The organism is Arthrobacter sp. Y3223065, from assembly GCF_059090885.1.
In genome coordinates, this window is record NZ_JBNHGC010000006.1 from 166,063 (window position 1) to 185,874 (window position 19,812).

The window sequence follows — 19,812 nt, forward strand, 5'->3', positions numbered from 1 at the left end:
CGCCCCGACCCGCAGATGCGAACCACGTCACTTTCGTTACCTCGCCATGTCACAGGGACGCTGCCATAACACACCTCATCATGTACTTTTGCTCAAGCGCGTTCATCGGGAACCGTGCACCCGCACGAGAAGAATGCCGCGGACGAGTTCGATTCAAAGGTGAAAGAGGTCTCCTGTGACACAGGATCAAATGGAAGCGGTCGCAGTCGCAGCGCAGCAGCAGCAGCCGGTCCGCAAATCGGCGGGGCATATCATTGTCGATTCATTGATGGCGCACGGGGTCGAACGAACGTACGTGGTTCCCGGCGAGAGCTACCTGGAAGTGCTGGACGGACTCCACAATTCCAGCATCGACACCATCGTCTGCCGCCATGAAGGCGGCGCGGCCTACATGGCCGAGACGGACGGAAAGATGAACCAGCGGCCCGGCATCGCCATGGTCACCCGCGGACCCGGCGCGGCCAACGCGCATGTTGGCCTCCACACCGCCTGGCAGGACGCCACGCCCATGGTGCTGTTCGTGGGCCTGATCCCCTTCGAGCACCGTGACCGCGAAGCATTCCAGGAATTCGACATCAAATCCTGGTTCGACACCGGCGCCAAGCGGGTCATGGTGCTGGACCACCCCGAACGGGCATCCGAAATCGTCGCCGAGGCCATGTTTGCTGCCATGAGCGGCCGGCCGGGACCCGTCGTCGTCGGTCTCCCCGAGGATGTCATCCGCGAAGAAGTAGACGCCACGCTGCACCCGGTCATCCCCGTCGCGCAGGGCGGCATGACGGTCACGGACTGGAAGGCGCTGAAGTCCGCGCTCAAGGAAGCCGAGAAGCCGCTGTTCGTGGTCGGCGGGAATGACTGGACCCAGGAAGGGTCCAGCGCACTCACGACCTGGCTCGAAGAGCACCACATTGCGGCGGCCGTCGAATGGCGTTGCGAGGGCACCATCCCCTTCGACTCCCCCTCCTACGTGGGCCCGATCGGCTACGGCCGGCCGAAGCCCACCTACGACCTGCTCGAGGAAACCGACCTGCTGGTCTTCGTCGGCACGGTCCCGGGCGATGTCATCACCGACGGCTTCCTGGTCCGGCAGGATTGGTCCAAAAAGAACTTCCTGGTCACCATCGACCCGTCACTGCGGGGCCGCTCCGGCCCCGTCTCCTACCAGATCGTGGCCAAGCCCGACGTCTTCGTCCGCGACCTGGTCATGATGGACCTGCCGCTGAAGGACGAGTGGAAAGACTTCACCCAGCGCATGCGCGGCGAGCAGGTCAAGTTCGCCGCCCTGCCGCCGGCCGAGCCCACCGACGGACCGGCGCGGATGGACACCATGATGGCCAACCTGGTCGCGGGCCTGCCGCGCGACGCCATGGTCACCCTCGGCGCCGGCGAGCACACCAACTGGGCGCACCGCTACTTCCCCACCCACGGCTACGCCTCCATGCTGTCGGCCCGCAATGGTTCCATGGGCTACTCCGTCCCCTCGGCCATCGCCGCCTCGCTGGCCCACCCGGGACGTCGCGTGGTGACCATCGCCGGCGACGGCGAGTTCCTCATGAACGGCCAGGAACTGGCGACTGCCGCCCAGTACGGCGCCACTCCGCTGGTCATCGTCATGGACAACCAGGAATACGGCACCATCCGCACCCACCAGGAACGCTGGTACCCCGAGCGCATCTCCGGCACCCAGCTGAAGAACCCCGACTTCGCCTTGATGGCCCAGGCCTTCGGCGGCTTCGGGGTGAAGGTGGAGCAGGACGCCGATGTACCTGCCGCCCTCGCGGCCGCGCTGAAGGCCATCGACGAGGACAAGACCTTCGCGCTGATCCACCTGGTGGTCGAACAGCGGGTCAAGGCCTACTGATCCGATATCCGGTCGAAGCCGGTGGCCGGGGCGTGATGCCCCGGCCACCGGTGTTTCCCGGGATAAATGTTTCTCCCGAAAATCACGGAAGCGTAACCTTTCACCCTCGTCCGTCGATTAGGCAGGTGTAAGGGCGCGCCGCGGTGGCAGCACCGCAGCCGTGCCGAGCAACCTTTTGAGGAGATCCATGTCGAACCGTTTCCGCACCCTGAGCCTGCCCGCCAAGGGAGCCGCCCTGGCCGCCGTCCTCGCCGTCGGAGGCGCCGGAGCAGCCGTGGCAGCACCCGCCTTGACCGCCGTCGGCGGTTCGGAGACCGCGGTCACCACTGACGCAGTCCCGGCCACCCCGGCCGTCCCCGCCAACGAGGGTGAGATCGCAGTCCCGGCCATCCCGGCCACCCCCGCTGTGCCGGAAGTCCGGTCCGCAGCCGCAGGCGACGCCGAGGCCGACATCACCGCCGGCGTAGACGGAGCAGAGGCTGACGCAGCGCTGGGCGCAGAGGCCGAGGCCGGCACCGAGGAGAACGGTGCAGCCGCCGAGCTGCGTTCGGGTGCCGCCGTGGCTCCGGCTGTCCCGGCAACCCCGGCCCTCCCGGGTGCCGACGGCGTGCCTGCTACACCGGCCGTCCCTGCCGTCCCGGAACTGCCCGTCACCGCCAACGCGGAGGCCCAGGCCGCCATCGACGCCCGCACGGAAGCCGCGGAAACCCGCGCCGAGCTCCGTGGTGCGGCTTCAGTCAAGGTAGAAGCCGGACAGTAATTCCCGCAGTACCGGGTGCGGCGCCTACACTGGTGGCGCCGCACCCGTCGCCCGCTGTCTGAAAGAACGTCGACTTGCCCCAATCACTCTCCGACGACATCGTGCTCGCGGCGCAGTCCGGAAATGCAGATGCGTTCAGCGAGATCTACGCCGCCTTGGCTCCCGGGCTGCATGGTTACCTGAAGGTGCGCGGCTTGGAAGACCACGAAGGCGCCGTGCAGGAAGTATTCCTCGCCCTCTTCTCCCGGATCCAGTCGGTGAAGGGCGGATTCCAGGGGCTGCGGACGCTGGCCTTCTCCATCGCCCATGCCCGCTACGTAGACGATGTCCGGCGCCGGGCCCGCCAGCCAGTGCTCTCGCCTTACGACCCGGATGCCGATGCCCGCGCGGTGGCCTCCGCCGAAACAACTGTCCTGGCTACGCTCGCCGAGAGCGATGTCGGACGCCAGCTCAAAGAGCTGAAACCGGAACAGCAGGAAGTGCTGTTGCTGCGCGTGGTCGCCGACCTGTCGATCGAACAGGTTGCCGAGATCATGGGCCGGACCACCGGCTCCATCAAACAATTGCAGCGGCGTGCCCTGCTTAAACTCAAATCCGTTCTGGAAAGGAAGGAGGCCCTGGTATGAGCATCGCAGAGATGTCCGACGACGACGCCGTCCGCCAGCTGCTGGACGAATCCGGGCTGGCTCCTTCTGCCCCGCTGGAGTCCTCGTTGCTGGCCCTCCGGGCCGCCGGGGAAGCCCCCGTCCCGGCTCCATCGCCCGAGGTGCTGGCCTACATGACGCCGGCTGCCGACGTGCAGGCCGCGGGCGCGCAGGTCGTGCCGCTGCGGCGTCGCCGCACGGTACGCGGCGCCCTGGTCCTCACTGCTGCGGTGGCCGCTACCGGGCTGGGAGTGTCCGGCGTTGCGGCCGCTAATCCTGACTTCCGGGCAGCCGCGGACCAGGCCGTCCGGCACGTCGTCGGCTTCTTGGCCCCGTCCGACACCGGCCAGCAAGGTCCCTTGGACCACGGCGTGCCCGGAGTCCCCGCCGATGTCCCCGCCGTTGGCGAGGTTTCGGTTGAACTAGACGGCTCCGGCTCGGCCGACACCGGAACCGGCTCCCCTGCCGGTCCCGCCGTCCCGGCAAGTCCTGCCGCCCCCGGGCCGCAGCCTGAGCCCCGGGCGGAGAAAACCCAGGGCTCCGATGATGCCGGCAGGCAGGGTGAGAAACGACCGCCGGGCAAGCCGTCCAGCGACGGGGTCCCCGCGGTGCCGCCGCTGGAGGGCGGGCTGCCCGAGCCATCCCTGGGCCAGCCGGACGGCAAGCCCGGCAAGGGCACCCCGCGGGAAGGCCAGGACCTGCCCGTCCCCGGTTCCGGCCACCTTCCGGCACTGCCGGCCATCCCGTCACCGGAGCGCTAACCGGCCACCGCCCGGCCGCCGCCGGCCTTCCCGCCACCGGAGCGCTAACCGGCCGCCGCCCGGCACGGGAATAACGACGGCGATGCTCGCGGCGGTAACGGATCCTCCCGCCGCGGCCTCTTTCCGCAATCGGGCGATAGTGGCAGAGTTGCGCCAAGGGGACACCGTTCTGTCGGGACGGCAGGAGGACTCATGACCGCATCGCCGCTGGTACTTGGCCCGATGCTGCGCTACGTGGACCAGACGTCGGCCAGCATCTGGGTTGAGACCCGCGAAGCCGCCACCGTCGCCGTCGTGGTTCAGGGACGCAGCTGGCAGGCGGGCACGTTCTCCGTGCGCGGCCACCACTACGCACTGGTCGAGGCGGAGGGGCTGGAGCCCGGGAGCGTTACCCCCTATCGGGTGGAGGTCGACCGCGTGCCGGCCTGGCCGGAGCCGGAGTCGCCGTACCCGGACCCCGTTATCCGCACACTCACGCCCGGACGCCCGCTCCGGCTGGCCTTTGGTTCCTGCCGCACCAGCGTCGAGCATGACGCGACCGGCAACAGGCAGCACGGCGTGGACGCGCTGCGGGCGTACGCGCTGCACCGCGCCAACGGCACGGCCCCGCCCGGGGACAGGGACGGGGCCGGAGGCGGGGACGGGGCCCGCGCCGGAACCTCGGACGGGACAGAACCCGGTGCCCTCGACGGGAACGGGACGGAACCCGGCTGGCCGGACCTGCTGCTCTTTTTGGGCGACCAGGTCTATGCGGACGCGACATCCGAGGCGATGCAGGAGTTCATCCGCGCCCGCCGGAACATCAAGGAACCGCCCGGCAAAGAGCTGAAGGACTACGCTGAGTACGCCCACCTGTACATGCTCGCGTGGTCGGACAGCGCCAACCGATGGCTGCTCTCCACGCTGCCCAGTGCGATGATCTTCGACGACCATGACATCCGCGACGACTGGAACGCCTCGCTGACCTGGCGGCGGCAGATGGAGAAGAAGCCCTGGTGGCACGGCCGGATTGTCGCCGGCCTCGCGTCCTACTGGGTCTACCAGCATCTGGGGAACCTGTCCCCGGAGCAGCGTGCCGAGGACGAACTGTGGCAGCAGGTGGTAAACCACCCGGGCGAGGGCGAACCGGACCTCACCGACGCGCTGGAGGCTTTCGCGGAGCGGACGGACCGGCAGCCGGACAGCTACCGGTGGAGCTTCACCCGCGACATCGGCGGTTCACGGCTGGTCGTGCTCGACTCCCGCGCGGCCCGTGACCTGCAACCGGAACGGCGGACGTTGCTGGACGAGGAAGAAATGGCCTGGCTGGACAGCCAACTTCAGGGCGGCTTCAAGCACCTGCTGATCGGGACCTCGTTGCCGTTCCTGCTCCCCACGGGCCTGCACCACATCGAGTCCTGGAACGAGGCCCTCAGCGAAGGCGCCTGGGGCAAGCTGCCGGCGGCCGCCGGCGAAATGCTGCGGCGGGCCGTGGACCTGGAGCACTGGGCAGCCTTCCAGCGCACCTTCCGCGAGGTGGCAGCCTTGGTGCAGGAGGTGGCCGACGGCAGGCGCGGACCTGCGCCGGAGACCGTCACCTTCCTCTCGGGCGACGTCCACTTCTCGTACGTGACGGAGGTGGTGCGCGATTCGGGCAGCCGGATCGTCCAGGTCGTCTGCTCCCCCGTCCGCAACCCGCTGCCCCGCTTCCTCCGCTATTTCACCGCGGCCATGTCCTATGGCATCGCCGCTCCGGTCGGGGCCCTCGTGGCCCGCGGCGCGAAGGTTCCCAACCCGCCGTTCACGTGGAAGGGCCTCAGGCGGCCATGGTTCGACAACAATCTGGCCAGCTTGGAGGACTCCCCCGACGGCCTGAGGATCTGGTGGGAAAAGGGCGTGGTGCACGACGGCGACGATCTGCACCCAGGCCTGGAAGAGGTCGCCTCCGTGACCATCGCGCCGCAAAAGAGTCCGATCGCGCGATAGTCCGATGGCGCGAGGAGGCGTACGGCCGGGGCCGGCGGCTGTCCGGGGCGCGCCTTGCTCCCAATTACGCTGGTGATATGGAATCGCCGATCGACAGCTACTTGCACGCCTTGCACGCCGAGATCTCAGGGCTCCGCGACGGCACGCCGTATCTGGTTGGTCCTGCCTCGGCGGTGGTCAACCCGGACGACTTCGGGATCTGCCTGGCGACGGTGGACGGCTACGTCTACGAAGTCGGGACCACGCGCAAGGAATTCACGCTGCAGTCGATCTCCAAGCCGTTCAGTTACGCGCTCGCGCTGGCCGAGCTCGGGTTCGACGCGGTGGACGAAAAAGTGGACGTGGAGCCGTCCGGGGATCCGTTCAACGAGATCTCCCTCGCCGCCGGCACCGGACGGCCCGCCAACGCGATGATCAACGCGGGCGCGCTGGCGGTCACCGGGATGATCAAGGGCTCCGGCGGCAGGTCCGCGATCAAGCGGATCCTCAACACCTATTCGGAGTTCGCCGGCCGGAAGCTGAAGAGCAGTCCGCGGGTGTTCGAAGCCGAGCTGCGCAACAGCGACCGCAACCACGCCCTGGCCTACCTGCTGAGCTCGTTTGGCGTCATCGAGGACAACCCCACCACCGCGTTGGAGAACTACCTGCGGCAGTGCTCGGTGCAGGTGACCTGCCGGGACCTGTCCATCATGGCCGCGACCTTGGCCAACGGCGGCACCAATCCGGTCACCGGCAACCACGTCATGGACATCGGGCCGGTGGAACGGGTGTTGTCGGTCATGATGACCTCGGGCATGTACGACGACGCCGGAGACTGGGTCACCAACGTGGGGATGCCGGCCAAGTCCGGGGTGGGAGGCGGCACCTTGGCGGTGCTTCCCGGCCAGGTAGGGCTGGCGGTGTTCTCGCCGCCGCTGGACGACCACGGCGGGTCGGTCCGCGGGATCGCCGTGAGCCGACGGCTCTCCGAGGACATGGAGATGCATTTTGTCCGCTCGGCACGTGCGGGGCGTTCCGCGATCCGGGCAAGCTACGACATCACCGTCGTTCCTTCCGGTATCCGCCGCACGGATGAGTCGGCCGAGGTGCTGCGGGAGAACGGCCATCGCGCGCAGCTGATCGAGCTCAACGGCGACCTGCTGTTTGCCGGCACGGAATCGATGGTCCGGGAGATCAGCTCGCTCCCGGACGATGTTGAGCTGGTGGTACTGGACCTGCGCCGCGTCGACGAAGTGGGCGGCGTGGCCCTGCGCATGTTCGCCCGCCTGGAGGAGAACCTGGCCGCGAACAACCGTGAACTGCTGCTGATCGATCCGGAGGACACGCTCGCCGGCGTCTTCGTCGACACCGGGCGACCCGTGCCGGTCTTCGATACCCGCACCGGTGCCGTCGAGTTCTCCGAGAACCGCCTCATTGCCCGCTACGGAGATCCGCTGGGCGTGCCCGCGTCGGTGCCGGTGGAGCAGTCGCTGGCCCTGGGCACCCTGCACCCGGATGAAATTGTGGCACTGGTGGAACGCATGGAGCCCGCGAAGTACGAAGACGGGGAGATTGTTCGGCGGGTTGGCCAACGGTTTGGCGGGGTGTACTTCATTGTCTCCGGCCGGATCAGCACCATCGCCGCCGACTCGGAGGGACGGCGGGTCAAGCTGAGCACGCTCAGCGCCGGCATGACGTTCGGCGAACTCGCGCTGGGCAGCGAAGACCGGCAGGAAACCACCGAGAAAGCGGACGGCCCGGTGGAACTCATGGTGCTTTCGTCGGAGGCGATCGAGGAGCTGGAGGAGCAGGACCCGAAGCTGGCGATGCGCCTGTGGAAGGCGCTCACCCGGGATGCCTACACACGGGTGGACCAGTTCCTGCGCGAAACAGCCGTCCGAATCCGCGACTGACCGTCCGCGGCGGCCCGCTCCCGGCGGCCGGATGGGCATCCGCGCGCGGGCATCAACTATAGTTACGGGCAGTCGTAGCATCTGCCACATCGGCACCAGAATCCACACCAGCCGCGGTCTCTCTGTGTCTTGTTCCCGGCAGAGGCTGCAGAAAGGAACGTGTGAACTTTTTCGAGTTTCTCGCGAAACGGGCCGACGACATGCTGGAAATGGGCATCGAACATGCCGTCCTCGTGGGCGTCTCGGTCATGCTCGCCACCGTGATCGGGGTCGGCCTGGGCATCGCGACCTATCGGCATGAACGACCGCGCGAAACAGTCCTCGCGGTCACCGGTGCTTTCCTGACCATTCCCTCCTTCGCGTTGTTCATCCTCCTCATCGGCCCGCTGGGCCTTGGCGCCCTGCCCGTGGTCGTCGCCCTCACGATGTATGGCCTGCTGCCCATCGTCCGCAATACCATCACCGGCCTGCGCGAAGTGGATCCTGCCATCGTGGAATCGGCCAAGGGCATGGGCATGAGCCGTACCCAGCGGCTGCTGAAGATCGAACTGCCCCTGGCGTGGCCGGTGATCATCACCGGCATCCGCGTCACCACCCTGATCCTGCTTGGCATCGCTGCCATCGGCGCGATCGTACTGGGCCCAGGCTACGGAGAGTTGATCTTTACCGGCCTGGCCCGCGTGGGCACGCCGGTGGCCGTCAACATGGTTCTGGCCGGAACCCTCGGAGTGGTTGTCCTCGCCATCCTGTTCGATCTGCTCTTCCACACCGTCCGCAAGCTGACTACCTCCAAAGGAATCCGATGACCGTATCCGACCATCAGACCCCCCAGCCCAGGCCGGTCAAGATCCGCCTACAGAACCTGTCCAAGAGGTTTCCCGGGCAGAAGGACAACGCGGTCGACGACCTGACACTGGACATCTACGAGGGCGAGATCGTGGTGCTGGTCGGCCCGTCGGGATGTGGCAAGACCACCACCATGAAGATGATCAACCGGATCATCGAGCCCACCTCCGGCCGGATCATCCTGGACGGTGAGGACGTCACCACCACCGACCCGGACCAGCTTCGCCGCCGCATCGGCTACGTCATTCAGCAAGTCGGCCTGTTCCCGCACATGACCATCGGCGAAAACGTGGCCACCGTGCCCAAGCTGTTGGGTTGGGACAACAAACGGATTTCCGCCCGGGTCGACGAGTTGCTGGACATGGTCAACATGCCGCCGTCGACATACCGCAACCGCTACCCCAAGGAACTCTCAGGCGGACAGCGGCAACGGGTAGGTGTGGCACGTGCTTTGGGCGCAGACCCGGAAGTGATGCTGATGGACGAACCGTTCGGGGCCATAGACCCGATCACCCGGGACCGGCTGCAGAACGAATTCCTGCGCCTGCAGTCGGAGGTGCGCAAAACCATCGTGTTCGTCACCCATGACATCGATGAAGCAATCAAGATGGGCGACCGGATCGCCATCCTGCAGGACCGCTCCACGATTGCCCAATACGACACCCCGGAGCAGATCCTGACCGCCCCCGCCAATGATTTCGTCTCCGACTTCATCGGCAACGGCGCCTCCTTGAAGCGGCTGAACCTCAGCCGCGTGGCCGATATCGAGCTGACCCAGTGGCCGACCGTCCGGCTGGACACCCCGGCCGAGGATGCGCTGGAGCAGTTGCGGCGCACCGATCGCTCGGCGCTCCTGGTTCTCGACTACGCCGGGCGGCCCCGCCGCTGGGTAGGTGCGGACGACCTGCACCGCGCAGGCAGCCGCGCGCTGGATGAGGTGGGACTGCCGCCGGAAGCAATCCTGGAACCAAGGGCTACGCTGTCCGATGCGCTGAACGAACTCATCACCGCCCGCTACAGCGTGACGATCGTGGTGGACTCGCACGGTGTCTACCAGGGCGTGGTGGATATCGAACAGATCAACGAGGCCATCCGGGCCATGCGGGACACGGCGGTCGCTCGAGCCCGGGCCGGGCTGGGCGAGGTGGCCGAAGCCGTACAGGCGGGTGGCTGACGTGGCCGCTGCCGCACCACAGCACACGGTGCACGACCAAGACGTTGCCGTCCAACCACCGGCCAGGACGCGACGCCGGACCCTGACCGGGTACCTGCTGGTGCCGGCGATCCTGGCGCTGGCCTGCCTCTCGCTGTACCTGTATGTCGGCTCGCAGGAACTGGACAGCATCGAGGCGCGCGTCCTGGCCCCGGCCAATCTGGCTGCCGCCCTGGGCCGGCATCTGCAGCTGACCGTGGTCTCGACGCTGCTGACGCTGGTCATCGCCGTGCCGTTGGGCATCCTGTTCACCCGTCCGGCCATGCGCCGGGTCCGCCCCTACCTGATCACCCTGCTGACCTTGGGACAGGCGGTTCCGACCATCGCCGTGCTGGTCCTGTTGGCCGTGGCTTTTCTGTTCCTGGGTTTCCAGGCCGCCATCGTGGGCTTGGTGCTTTACGCCATCATCCCGGTGCTGCTCAACACCATGGTGGGCCTGGAGCAGGTCGACGAATCCGTGCTGGAAGCCGGGCGAGGCATGGGCATCTCCAGGTTCGGTGTCCTGCGCCGGCTCGAACTGCCCCTCGCGGTGCCCATCATCCTGGCCGGCGTCCGCACCGCGCTGGTGATCAACGTGGGTACGGCCACCCTGGTGACCTACATCAACGCGGGCGGACTCGGGGACATCATCGTGGCCGGGCTCTCAACCAACCGCGTGCTGGTCCAGATTGTCGGCGCCGCGCTCACAGCGGTGCTGGCATTGCTGATCGACTATCTGGCGAGCATCGCCGAAGACTTCCTGCGCCCGAAAGGGCTCTAGGCCATCCCCTGCATGACGAAAGAGGAATGATGAAAGCGAATAGTTCACGGAAGACGGCGTTCGCCGCGTTTGGCGCCGGAGTGGCCTTGCTGCTGACGGCCTGCGGCAGCGGCGACGCCGCCGAGGCGACAGGCGACGGCGAGCTCGCGGGCGCGCACTTCGCGGCGGGCTCCAAGGAATTCACTGAATCCATCCTGCTGGCCCAGATCGCGGCCGTCGCACTCGAGGATGCCGGTGCCACCGTCGAGGACAAGACAGGCATCTCCGGCAGCGCCACCGTGCGCGAAGCCCTGCAGTCGAACCAAGTGGACTTCTATTGGGACTACACCGGAACCGGCTGGGTCAATGTCCTCGGCCACACCACCGAGGACGTGCCGGAAGACCTCTACGCCGCCGTCGCGAAGGAAGACGCCGAGAACGGCGTCGCCTGGCTGGAACCGGCGCCGTTCGAGAACACCTACCGTATCGCCGCAAAGAAGGAGTTTGCGGAGGCCGAAGGCATCACCAACATGAGCGAAGCCGCCGCGTTCATCCAGAAGAACCCGGACCAGGGTACCGTCTGTGCTGCCAGCGAGTTCATCAACCGCGACGACGGGCTCCCCGGCTTGGAGAAAGCGTACGGTTTCGACTTCAGCAACGTGGTGGAGCTGGACCTGAACCTCATCTACACGCAGGTCGGCGGATCCTGCCAGTTCGGTGAAGTCTTCTCCACCGATGCCCGGGTCATCTCCAACGACCTGACCGTGTTGGAGGACGACAAGGAATTCTTCGTCCCGTACCAGGGCGCCATGACCCTGCGCCAGGAAACCCTGGACGAGTACCCGGCCATTGCGGAGATCATGGCGCCGATCAGCGCCGCACTGACCAATGAAGTCATCACCGGGCTCAATGGCCGGGTGGACAACGACGGCGAGGATCCCCGCGATGTCGCCGAAGAGTGGCTGACGGAGCAGGGCCTGGTGGGTTAGCCACCGGACCTCCGCACCGCACAACGGCCAGCGGCCGCCGGTCACCACGACCGGCGGCCGCTGGCCGTTTCATTCCTCCGTGAAGCGGTCCGGCCCTCTCAGGCCTCCGCGAAACGTCCCACCGTCTTCTGCGCATCGATCCCCGGAAGGGCGGCGGCGAAGATGCGGTAGTAAGCCAGTTCCTCGCGGGTCCGCACCGGCGGATCCAGGACGCCGGCCTCGTGTTCCAGCTCCGCTTCGCTGACCGACGCTTCGAAGTGATCGCGGAGCACATCGTTCATGCCGGTGCCTTCGCCGAATTGCTCCTTCGGCCGCCAAAGCACCTCGTGGGGAACCATCCCATCGAAGGCCTTGCGCAGCAGCCATTTGGCCGGCCGCTCCGGTCCCGTCAGTTTCCACGCCGGCGGCAGGGCCAGGGCCAGTTCCACCACGTCCAGGTCCAAGAAGGGCAGCCGCGGTTCCAGCCCGTGGGCACCGGCCACCCGGTCCACGCGCTGCAGTCCGCCGATGGGCATGCCTTCGAGTGTCTCCAGCAGATCCTCGTGCAGCGCCTCGCCGGTGTCATGGCGGCCGTAATGCGAGTAGCCGGCGAACAGCTCGTCGGCACCCTCGCCCACCAGCACGATCTTGACGTGTTCAGCGGCCAGCCGGGACACCAGGAAATTCGGCACCGCGCTGTGCACCAGCGTCGGGTCAAAGGATTCCAGCTCCGCGATGACCTGCGGTACCAGCGCGATCGCGTCCTCGGCAGTGTAGACCAGCTCATGGTGATCGGTACCGGCGGCGGCCGCCATTACCCGGGCGGCCAGCAGATCGGCGCTGCCTTCCAGCCCGACGGCGAACGTCTTCAAAACCTCCCCGCGCTCTGCGGCCTTGCGGGCCGCCACGGCCGTGACGATGCTGGAGTCCACCCCGCCGGACAACAGGACGCCCACCGGCACATCGGCGTCCAGGCTGCGCTCCACCGCCCGGACCAAGGTGTCGCGCAGGGCATCAAAGACCCACTGCGGAGGATCCTCCTCCGGCCGCCGGCTCTTGAGCAACACCGGGGCGCCCGCCGGGAAAACGGGTCCGGCGATCAAGCCGTCCTCAGGTGTCCAGGCATGGCCCGGCGGAAAAGGCTCCACGAAGGGCCGCCACTCGTCGTCGAACGCCTTCATTTCGGAGGCAAACAGCACGGTTTCGTCGCGGCGTGCCCAGTACAACGGGGACAATCCGAGCATGTCCCTGGCCGCGACGAACCGCCCGTCATCGCCTGCCACCACCAAGGCAAACGGGCCCCAGAGCTTCTCGAAGGCGGCGACGCCGAGCTCCTCGTACAGCTGCAGCGCGGCCTCCAGATCGGAGCGGGTCCTGAACCCCTCGTGCCCGAGCCGGTCGCGGATCCGGCGGTAGTTGTAGATCTCGCCGTCGCCCACCAGCCAGGCCTCGCCGTCGCGGCCGGCCAGGGGTTGCTGCCCGTTCTCCGGATCGACGATGGCCAGCTGCCGGCTGCCGAGCCAGGATTTGCCCACCCGGCGCGACCCCGACCCGTCCGGTCCACGGTGTGCCAACCGGTCCAGCATCCGTTCGCCCGCTGTCGCATCGAACTCCCCGTGGGCAGCCACTATCCCTGACATCTGCATCCCGCCTTCGCGCTTGTCCAACAAAATCCGGCGCCGCACGCGGCCGGGCTCCGTCCGTCCCAGGCGCTGCGACGCGACTTCTCCAGCATAGCCAGCCGAGCCCGCACCCTCCCGCCCGGTCAGGGACCAGGCCGAGAGGTTCCGCGGTTCCTGACCGCACCCCGGCTCGGTCCAGACCACTCGCCGTCGCTCCTTAGACTTGTAGGCATGACTGCAACGCTGGTGGCCAAGGACCTCTCGGGCGGCCACGGCCACCGCACTCTGTTCTCCAACCTGAACCTGACCGTCGCTCCGGGCGACGTCGTCGGGGTGGTCGGTGCCAACGGTGCCGGCAAGACCACGCTGCTGCGGATCCTGGCCGGCGCGGACGCACCGCTGGCGGGGTCGGTGAGCACCGCGCCCTCGGACGCCTTTGTCGGCTGGCTGCCGCAGGAACACGAACGGATTCCCGGCGAGACCATCGCCGCCTACATTGACCGCCGCACCGGTGCCGCTGCCGCCACCGCCGCCATGGAAGCCGCGGCCGAGGCGCTGGGCTCCGGCTCCAAGCAGGCCGGCGACGCCTACGCCGCCGCCCTGGACCACTGGATGGCCAGCGGGGCCGCGGACTTGGAGGACAGGATCCCGCCCATACTGGCCGAACTCGGGTTGGACGTTGGTCCGGACGCCCCGATGACCGGGCTTTCCGGCGGCCAGGCCGCACGCGCTGCCTTGGCGGCCCTGCTGCTGAGCCGCTTCGACGTGGTCCTGCTGGACGAGCCCACCAACGATCTGGACCTGGCCGGACTGGCCCGGCTGGAGTCGTTCGTGCAGGGCCTGCGCGGCGGCGTGGTGCTGGTCTCCCACGACCGCGAATTCCTGGCCCGCTGCGTGACCACCGTGGTGGAGTTGGACCTGGCCCAGAACAAGGTGGCGGTATACGACGGCGGCTACGATGCCTTCCTGGAGGAGCGGGCCGTGGCGCGCCGCCACGCCCGCGACGCCTACGACGAGTTCGCCGAGAAGAAGGCGGACCTCGTGTCCCGGGCGCGGACCCAGCGCGAGTGGAGCTCCCAAGGCGTCCGCAACGCCATGAAAAAGAACCCGGACAACGACAAGATCCGCCGCAAGGCCAGCACGGAGTCCTCCGAAAAGCAGGCCCAGAAGGTGCGGCAAATGGAGTCCCGCATCGCCCGGCTGGACGAGGTGGAGGAGCCCCGCAAGGAGTGGCAGCTGCAGTTCAGCATCGGCGCCGCCCCGCGCTCCAGCGCCGTGGTCGCCACCTTGAACCAGGCCACCGTCCGCCGTGACGGGTTCACGCTCGGCCCGGTCTCGCTGCAGGTCAACGCCGGCGAGCGCATCGGCATCACCGGCCCCAACGGCGCGGGCAAGTCCACCCTGCTGCGACTCCTGCTGGGACACCAGCAGCCCGACGACGGCGCCGCCGGGCTGGGTGCCAGCGTCGCCGTCGGCGAGATCGACCAGGCGCGCGGCCAGCTCGCGGAGGACCAGCCGCTCGGGACCGCTTTCGAGCAACTGGTACCGGACTACAGCCAGGCCGAGGTCCGCACGCTGCTGGCAAAGTTCGGGCTCAAGGCCGACCAAGTGTCCAGCGCCGTCGGCGCCCTCTCCCCCGGCGAGCGCACCCGGGCCGCGCTCGCCCTGCTGCAGGCCCGCGGCGTGAACCTGCTGGTCCTCGACGAACCCACCAACCACTTGGACCTGCCCGCCATCGAACAACTGGAGCAGGCGCTGGACAGCTACGACGGCACGCTGCTGCTGGTCTCGCATGACCGCCGGCTGCTGGAGAACGTCCGGCTGGACACCCGCTGGGCCGTCGACGCCGGCCAAGTCACCGTGACGTAACGCCGCACGGACGCCTGCCTCAGATACCTGTCAGGGGTGCTCGATCCAGCAGGCCAGGATGGTGGTGGAGAGCTGGTAAGCCAGAGCGTTCCTGGTGATGCTGTCCGGCCCCAGGGTGGCCGGCAGGCCGGAGGCTTCTACGTGCAGGACGAAGCTGTCTTTCTGGAACACGGCTGATCCCTCGGGCGTTTCATAGGCCGGGAATCCGAGGTTGGCGAGGCCCTCGATGGGGTGTGCAGCCTTCGCACGAGCCTGCATCGCGTCGAAATATTGCAGCGCGGATGCTTTGTCCTCAGCTTCCCGAACGGAAATTTTTAAAGCTCCTTCGGCCAGGTGGTAGGTGCAGGTGAAGGTAGGGTCGGCCCACTCGCTGATGGTGTGCGGGTCCTCGTCCAGGTCCAGGATGGCGCTGAGCCTGTCCATCGGCTGGTCCCCGCACACCATCAGGGCAGCGTCGCTGGGCCCGTCCGCCGTCGCTCCCGGCGCCTCCGGATCCTGACTGTGCTGCCCACCGCCGTGGCTGCCGGCATGCCCGGGCTCTGTTGACGCTGTGGGCGGGGCGGAGGGAGAGCTTATCGGCGGTGACACGGTTGCGGCCGCGGTGCAACCGGAAAGCAGCAGAGCGGACAGGGCCACGGAGGCCAGTAAGGGCTCGGGGTGTTTCACAGCTTTTCCGTCCTGGCAGCCGTACTGTATCGGGTTGGCGGCCGTTCTTAGGCTTTGAGTTTTGCGTAGATGACGTAGTTGTCGTCGAAGAGCCCGGTGGACGGGTCATAGCCGTCGCAGGTGATCAGCCGTAGCTCAGCTCCGGGGGTGTTGCCGTAGACCTCGAGGGTGGGGAACTCGTTTTTGCTGTAGAGGGCGCCGCGGTCAACGGTGAACACGGCGATGCTGCCATCGGTGCGGGAGACGTTGATTTCGCTGCCTGGTGTGAGTTTCCGCAGGTCGGCGAAGACTCCCGCGTTGCCGCCGAGTGCGTTGACGTGGCCCAGCATGACCGAAGGACCGCGTTCCCCGGGCGTGGGAGAGCCGCTGTACCAGCCGGCGGGGGCGCCGCTGCCGGTGTCTTCGGGAACCTCCAGGGAGCCGTTTTCCCGCAAGCCCAGATGGAGGAGGTTTGTCCGGACCCCGATCGAGGCAATGCTCAGGGTGACCGGAGCGGCAGCACCCATCACCCGCGGAAGCTGTTCTGCCGGAGGGGTCACCGCCGGTGCGGAGGCTGACGGTGCGGCTGTAGCCGGCGATGGAGCCGCAGCCGTGCCGGGCACCGCCGGAGACGAGGGGGCGGCGGCCGGCGGGGAGTCGGGGGTTCCGTTTCCTGCTGTGCCGCAGCCGGCCAGGGTCAGCAGGAGCAGAACCCCGGCCGCCGTGGAGGCCCCAAGACCCCCGCGGCGGCCGGAATTGCTGATTCTCACAGTATTGGTCCGTTCAGCTATGACTTTAGGCTGCCGCGCCGGCGGTGCGGCGGCGGACCACGTAGGCCCCGCCGGCCAAGGCCAGGAGGACCAGGCCACCGCCGAGGACGAGGGCTCCGGTGTCGGTGCCGGTTTCCTGAACATTGCCGGTGTCAGCGCCGCCTGCGGGCATCTTCATCTGCCCGGCCGTTAGTGTTCCGCACAGGGCGGGAGAGGTGGCGGCCAGCGGCAGGGTGGGGGCAAGGTCGCTCTTCGCGGCTTGGCCTGCCGCGCTGAGGGTGGCGGGGTCAAGGCCGTGGACCACAACCACTGCGGTGCCTGCTTCCAGGGCGGCCTTGGTCTCGGCATTGACATCGAACGTGCGGTCAATGGTGTAGGCGGCTCCCTGGCCTGCGACTTGGAGGTCAAGGCCTGCTGCGGGGCTGGTGTCGCCGCTGGTGGACAGGGTGGTGAGGATTTCGCCGTAGGACGGGGCTCCTTCGGTAGTGGAGATGACCTGGTCGCCGTCCGCATCGGCCGAAGGATCGGGGCAGACGCCCTGGGCGCCGCCGTGGATGTGCTGCACGTGCGGGTAGGGGGCGTCCATGAAGGTGGCAGCCAGGCCAGAGACGTTCAAGACGGCGTGGGCTTGGTTGCCGGTGACATCAACCGTGATGGTGCCGGAAGCGGAGCTGCCGTTGATCTGGCCCAAGGTTGACTGGTAGTGGTCGGCGCCGTCATTGGCCATGGCAGGGGAACTTTGCAGGGCAAGAGCGCCCAGGGCCAGTGTGGGGACAGCCAGAAGGCGAAGTGGCTTATTCATTGGAAAAATCTCCTCATACACGTCGGTGTGATGTTCGCGCCCCGAAAGAGGGGACACCAGTACTTCGGAACGGCACCGAAAACGGATTGGAGGAATTGTGGCCCGGGCCACAATTGTCGACTACCTCTTGACCTGCCCACGCCGCAGGAGTAAGTTCTTATTCAACCGAAAGGTTGATCAAGGGAAGAGTTGAATAACGTGACCGATAGTAGCGACGAGGCCCTCTTGGACAGGGCGTTCATGGCCCTGGCAGATCCAGCCCGCCGCCGCATCATCGCCCGGCTCAGCCGCGGACCGGCAACGGTCAACGAGCTGGCCGAGCCCTTCGAGATCTCCAAGCAGGCGGTTTCGAAGCACATCCAGGTCCTCGAGCAGGCACATTTGGTCACCCGCACCAGGGATGCCCAGCGCCGGCCCGTTCACCTAAACGCTGCACGGCTCGAAGCGCTCACTGCGTGGATCGACCAGTACCGGCTGGTTCGGGAGGCGCAGTACCGCGGACTGGACGCCGTGCTCGGCCAACTATCCAAGGACAAACCATGAGCAACTCACTTCAAGTCGCCCTCCCGCAGGGCCTTCCGTTCATCGATACGGAACGCGAGTTCGACTATCCCGTCGCCGACGTTTTCCGCGCCCACAAAGACCCCGACCTCCTCAAGCAGTGGCTGGGCCCACGCGGCATGAAGATGGACATTGATCATTACGACTTCCGCACCGGCGGCAGCTACCGCTACCTCCACACGGGACCCGACGGCCAACAGTACGCCTTCACCGGCATTTTCCACACGGTCCGCGAGAACGAGTTCGCCATCCAGACGTTCGAGTTCGGCGGTTACCCGGACGTTGTCAGTATCGAGTTCATGACCTTCGAGGACCTCGGCAACGGACGCTGCAAACTGATCGGCCATTCCGTCTACCCCACGCTGGAGGCACGCGACGGCATGGCCCAGTCCGGCATGGAAAGCGGCATGAGCGAAGGCTATGAGCGGCTTGACGAGCTGCTCGCCGGCGCCCGCACCGCGTAAAAAGGGGGCCCTGCCGCGGCCTGGGGCCGGAGCCTGCCAGGCCCCGGCCCCAGGCCGCGCACTTCCCTGTCCAGAGGGCTCCCGCCCGCAGCCACCATTGGCCTCCTCGGAATTAGAAAGTATGCTGAGGATTCCTTGAACCCTAGACGGAAGGTGGTTTCATGGCGAACGACGATGAAGGACGCAAGGAAGTAGCCAAGATCCTGAAGGACGCTGACATCGGCGTCCTGACCACGGTCAATGCCAGCGGCCAGCTGTTCAGTCGGCCGCTGGCGCTACAGGAAGCAGAGTTCGACGGCGACCTGTGGTTCGTGACGCACGATCCCTCGCCCAAGGCCAGCGAAATCCGCGCCAATCCGCACGTCAACGTGTCGGTCAGCGGTTCGGACGGCTACCTGTCCATCTCGGGCACCGCCACAATCGTCCGCGACCAGGCGAAGATCGACGAACTGTGGAGCCCCATGATGGAACCGTGGTTTGAAAACGGCAAGGAAGACCCGACGGTGGCTTTGCTCCGGGTCGAGGCCCACACCGCCGAATACTGGAAGCCGGATTCCCCCAAGGTGGCCACGCTGTTCAAGCTGGCCAAGGGAATGGTCACCGGGAAGCAAGCAGACGACGTCGGCAAGAACGACGTCGTCAACCTTTAGCCGGAGGCATCTGCCGATCGGCAACACAGCACGCACTTAAGGAGTCAGCAATGTCCGGAAATCTTTTGGCCCGTTCTGTGCACGACCTTACTGCCGCCGCCTGGTTTGGCGGGTCCCTGATGGGCGCCATCGGCCTTAACGGTGCGGCCGCAGCCGCCCAGGATCCGCGCGAGCGGACTCGTTTGTCCAGCGTCGGCTGGATGAAATGGGCGCCGGTCCAGGCCGTGGCTTTCGTATCGCACCTTGCCTCCGGCTTGCCGCTGCTGGCGGGCAACAAGGGCAGGATGGTCAAGCAGGAAGGGGTTACGCGGAATACCGTCATCAAGACCGTTGTCACCCTGGCCGGCGCGGCCGTCACGCTCTACGCCGGCATGCTGGGCAAGAAGGTGGAGAAGATGGCTGAACAGGGTGCAGAGGGCGCCACCGAGCCGTCACCGATGGCGTCACCGGAGCTTAAGTCCGCGCAGAAGCAACTCAAGCTGCTGCAGTGGACCATCCCGGCCTTCGCCGGCACGGTCATCGTGCTCGGTGCCAAGCACGGCGAAATGCAGCGGCCCGCCACCTTCTTGGAGGGGCTGCTCAAGCACTGAAGGTGAGGTTCACCCGGTGCGGCTCCGGTCAGTCGCGTCGTCGGGGCTGTCCGCTGAGGACGCCCCGACGCGCGTCGGCCCGGATTAGCAGAATTACGCGGCCCGTCGCGGAGATTCTGCATCCCACCCCGCGTCGGCCGGGCTGGTCCACCACCGGCTGCACCGGCTGAGCGCGCTGCACGGTTACGAT

Annotated in this window: 19 protein-coding genes; 15 read left to right on the forward strand and 4 right to left on the reverse strand. The window is 67.1% G+C overall.

Annotation, left to right across the window (positions count from 1 at the left end):
* Positions 1 to 190 precede the first annotated feature (190 nt).
* The 10 genes from AC5RUK_RS15795 (at position 191) to AC5RUK_RS15840 (ending at position 11,670) form a co-directional block, all read left to right on the forward strand.
* Complete coding sequence (locus AC5RUK_RS15795) at positions 191 to 1,861, forward strand: thiamine pyrophosphate-dependent enzyme (protein ID WP_494152803.1); 1,671 nt, start codon at positions 191 to 193, stop codon at positions 1,859 to 1,861.
* A 187-nt stretch (positions 1,862 to 2,048) separates the two neighbouring features.
* Positions 2,049 to 2,621 (forward strand): hypothetical protein, encoded by a 573-nt coding sequence (locus AC5RUK_RS15800; protein WP_494152741.1) that lies wholly within the window; start codon positions 2,049 to 2,051, stop codon positions 2,619 to 2,621.
* A 74-nt stretch (positions 2,622 to 2,695) separates the two neighbouring features.
* Positions 2,696 to 3,247: an RNA polymerase sigma factor gene (locus tag AC5RUK_RS15805; RefSeq protein ID WP_494152742.1), complete on the forward strand. Its 552-nt coding sequence runs from the start codon at positions 2,696 to 2,698 to the stop codon at positions 3,245 to 3,247.
* On the forward strand, positions 3,244 to 4,026 hold the full coding sequence (locus AC5RUK_RS15810; protein WP_494152743.1) for a hypothetical protein: 783 nt from the start codon (positions 3,244 to 3,246) through the stop codon (positions 4,024 to 4,026). Before AC5RUK_RS15805 ends, AC5RUK_RS15810 begins: the two co-directional genes overlap by 4 nt.
* Before the next feature lie 192 nt (positions 4,027 to 4,218).
* Positions 4,219 to 5,991: an alkaline phosphatase D family protein gene (locus AC5RUK_RS15815; protein ID WP_494152744.1), complete on the forward strand. Its 1,773-nt coding sequence runs from the start codon at positions 4,219 to 4,221 to the stop codon at positions 5,989 to 5,991.
* Between the two features lie 77 nt (positions 5,992 to 6,068).
* Positions 6,069 to 7,883, forward strand: coding sequence for a glutaminase A (gene glsA / locus AC5RUK_RS15820; RefSeq protein ID WP_493987791.1), 1,815 nt, complete (start codon positions 6,069 to 6,071; stop codon positions 7,881 to 7,883).
* 161 nt (positions 7,884 to 8,044) lie between these two features.
* Positions 8,045 to 8,689 carry an ABC transporter permease gene (locus AC5RUK_RS15825; RefSeq protein WP_494111709.1) on the forward strand — a complete coding sequence of 215 codons (645 nt, stop codon included), beginning with the start codon at positions 8,045 to 8,047 and terminating at the stop codon, positions 8,687 to 8,689.
* A complete protein-coding gene (locus AC5RUK_RS15830) occupies positions 8,686 to 9,903 on the forward strand; it encodes an ABC transporter ATP-binding protein (protein ID WP_493987789.1) in 1,218 nt (405 codons plus the stop codon). The genes AC5RUK_RS15825 and AC5RUK_RS15830 overlap by 4 nt, the downstream gene beginning before the upstream one ends.
* A 1-nt stretch (position 9,904) precedes the next feature.
* A complete protein-coding gene (locus AC5RUK_RS15835; protein WP_494152745.1) occupies positions 9,905 to 10,702 on the forward strand; it encodes an ABC transporter permease in 798 nt (265 codons plus the stop codon).
* 26 nt (positions 10,703 to 10,728) lie between these two features.
* The gene (locus tag AC5RUK_RS15840) at positions 10,729 to 11,670 is read left to right on the forward strand and encodes a glycine betaine ABC transporter substrate-binding protein (RefSeq protein ID WP_494152746.1); all 942 of its coding nucleotides are present in this window, start codon (positions 10,729 to 10,731) and stop codon (positions 11,668 to 11,670) included.
* A gap of 98 nt (positions 11,671 to 11,768) precedes the next feature.
* Here the strand turns inward: AC5RUK_RS15840 and asnB are convergent, their stop codons facing one another.
* Positions 11,769 to 13,289: an asparagine synthase (glutamine-hydrolyzing) gene (asnB, locus tag AC5RUK_RS15845; RefSeq protein ID WP_494152747.1), complete on the reverse strand. Its 1,521-nt coding sequence runs from the start codon at positions 13,287 to 13,289 to the stop codon at positions 11,769 to 11,771.
* Between the two features lie 213 nt (positions 13,290 to 13,502).
* Between asnB and abc-f the strand changes: the two genes are divergently transcribed.
* Complete coding sequence (gene abc-f, locus AC5RUK_RS15850) at positions 13,503 to 15,140, forward strand: ribosomal protection-like ABC-F family protein (protein WP_494152748.1); 1,638 nt, start codon at positions 13,503 to 13,505, stop codon at positions 15,138 to 15,140.
* 30 nt (positions 15,141 to 15,170) lie between these two features.
* Here abc-f and AC5RUK_RS15855 read toward each other — a convergent pair whose 3' ends face one another.
* The 3 genes from AC5RUK_RS15855 to AC5RUK_RS15865 form a co-directional block, all read right to left on the reverse strand.
* Positions 15,171 to 15,584 carry a hypothetical protein gene (locus AC5RUK_RS15855; RefSeq protein ID WP_494152749.1) on the reverse strand — a complete coding sequence of 138 codons (414 nt, stop codon included), beginning with the start codon at positions 15,582 to 15,584 and terminating at the stop codon, positions 15,171 to 15,173.
* 269 nt (positions 15,585 to 15,853) lie between these two features.
* On the reverse strand, positions 15,854 to 16,345 hold the full coding sequence (locus tag AC5RUK_RS15860; protein ID WP_494152750.1) for a class F sortase: 492 nt from the start codon (positions 16,343 to 16,345) through the stop codon (positions 15,854 to 15,856).
* A gap of 235 nt (positions 16,346 to 16,580) precedes the next feature.
* Positions 16,581 to 17,357 (reverse strand): hypothetical protein, encoded by a 777-nt coding sequence (locus AC5RUK_RS15865; protein ID WP_494152751.1) that lies wholly within the window; start codon positions 17,355 to 17,357, stop codon positions 16,581 to 16,583.
* Between the two features lie 240 nt (positions 17,358 to 17,597).
* Between AC5RUK_RS15865 and AC5RUK_RS15870 the strand changes: the two genes are divergently transcribed.
* From AC5RUK_RS15870 to AC5RUK_RS15885, 4 genes are all read left to right on the forward strand, one after another.
* Entirely contained in the window at positions 17,598 to 17,900 is a 303-nt protein-coding gene (locus AC5RUK_RS15870; RefSeq protein WP_493988232.1) for an ArsR/SmtB family transcription factor, read from the forward strand.
* Positions 17,897 to 18,382, forward strand: coding sequence for an SRPBCC family protein (locus tag AC5RUK_RS15875; protein WP_494152752.1), 486 nt, complete (start codon positions 17,897 to 17,899; stop codon positions 18,380 to 18,382). The genes AC5RUK_RS15870 and AC5RUK_RS15875 overlap by 4 nt, the downstream gene beginning before the upstream one ends.
* A 161-nt stretch (positions 18,383 to 18,543) precedes the next feature.
* Entirely contained in the window at positions 18,544 to 19,032 is a 489-nt protein-coding gene (locus tag AC5RUK_RS15880; protein WP_494152753.1) for a pyridoxamine 5'-phosphate oxidase family protein, read from the forward strand.
* 50 nt (positions 19,033 to 19,082) lie between these two features.
* A complete protein-coding gene (locus AC5RUK_RS15885) occupies positions 19,083 to 19,622 on the forward strand; it encodes a hypothetical protein (RefSeq protein WP_494152754.1) in 540 nt (179 codons plus the stop codon).
* Positions 19,623 to 19,812: the final 190 nt, after the last annotated feature.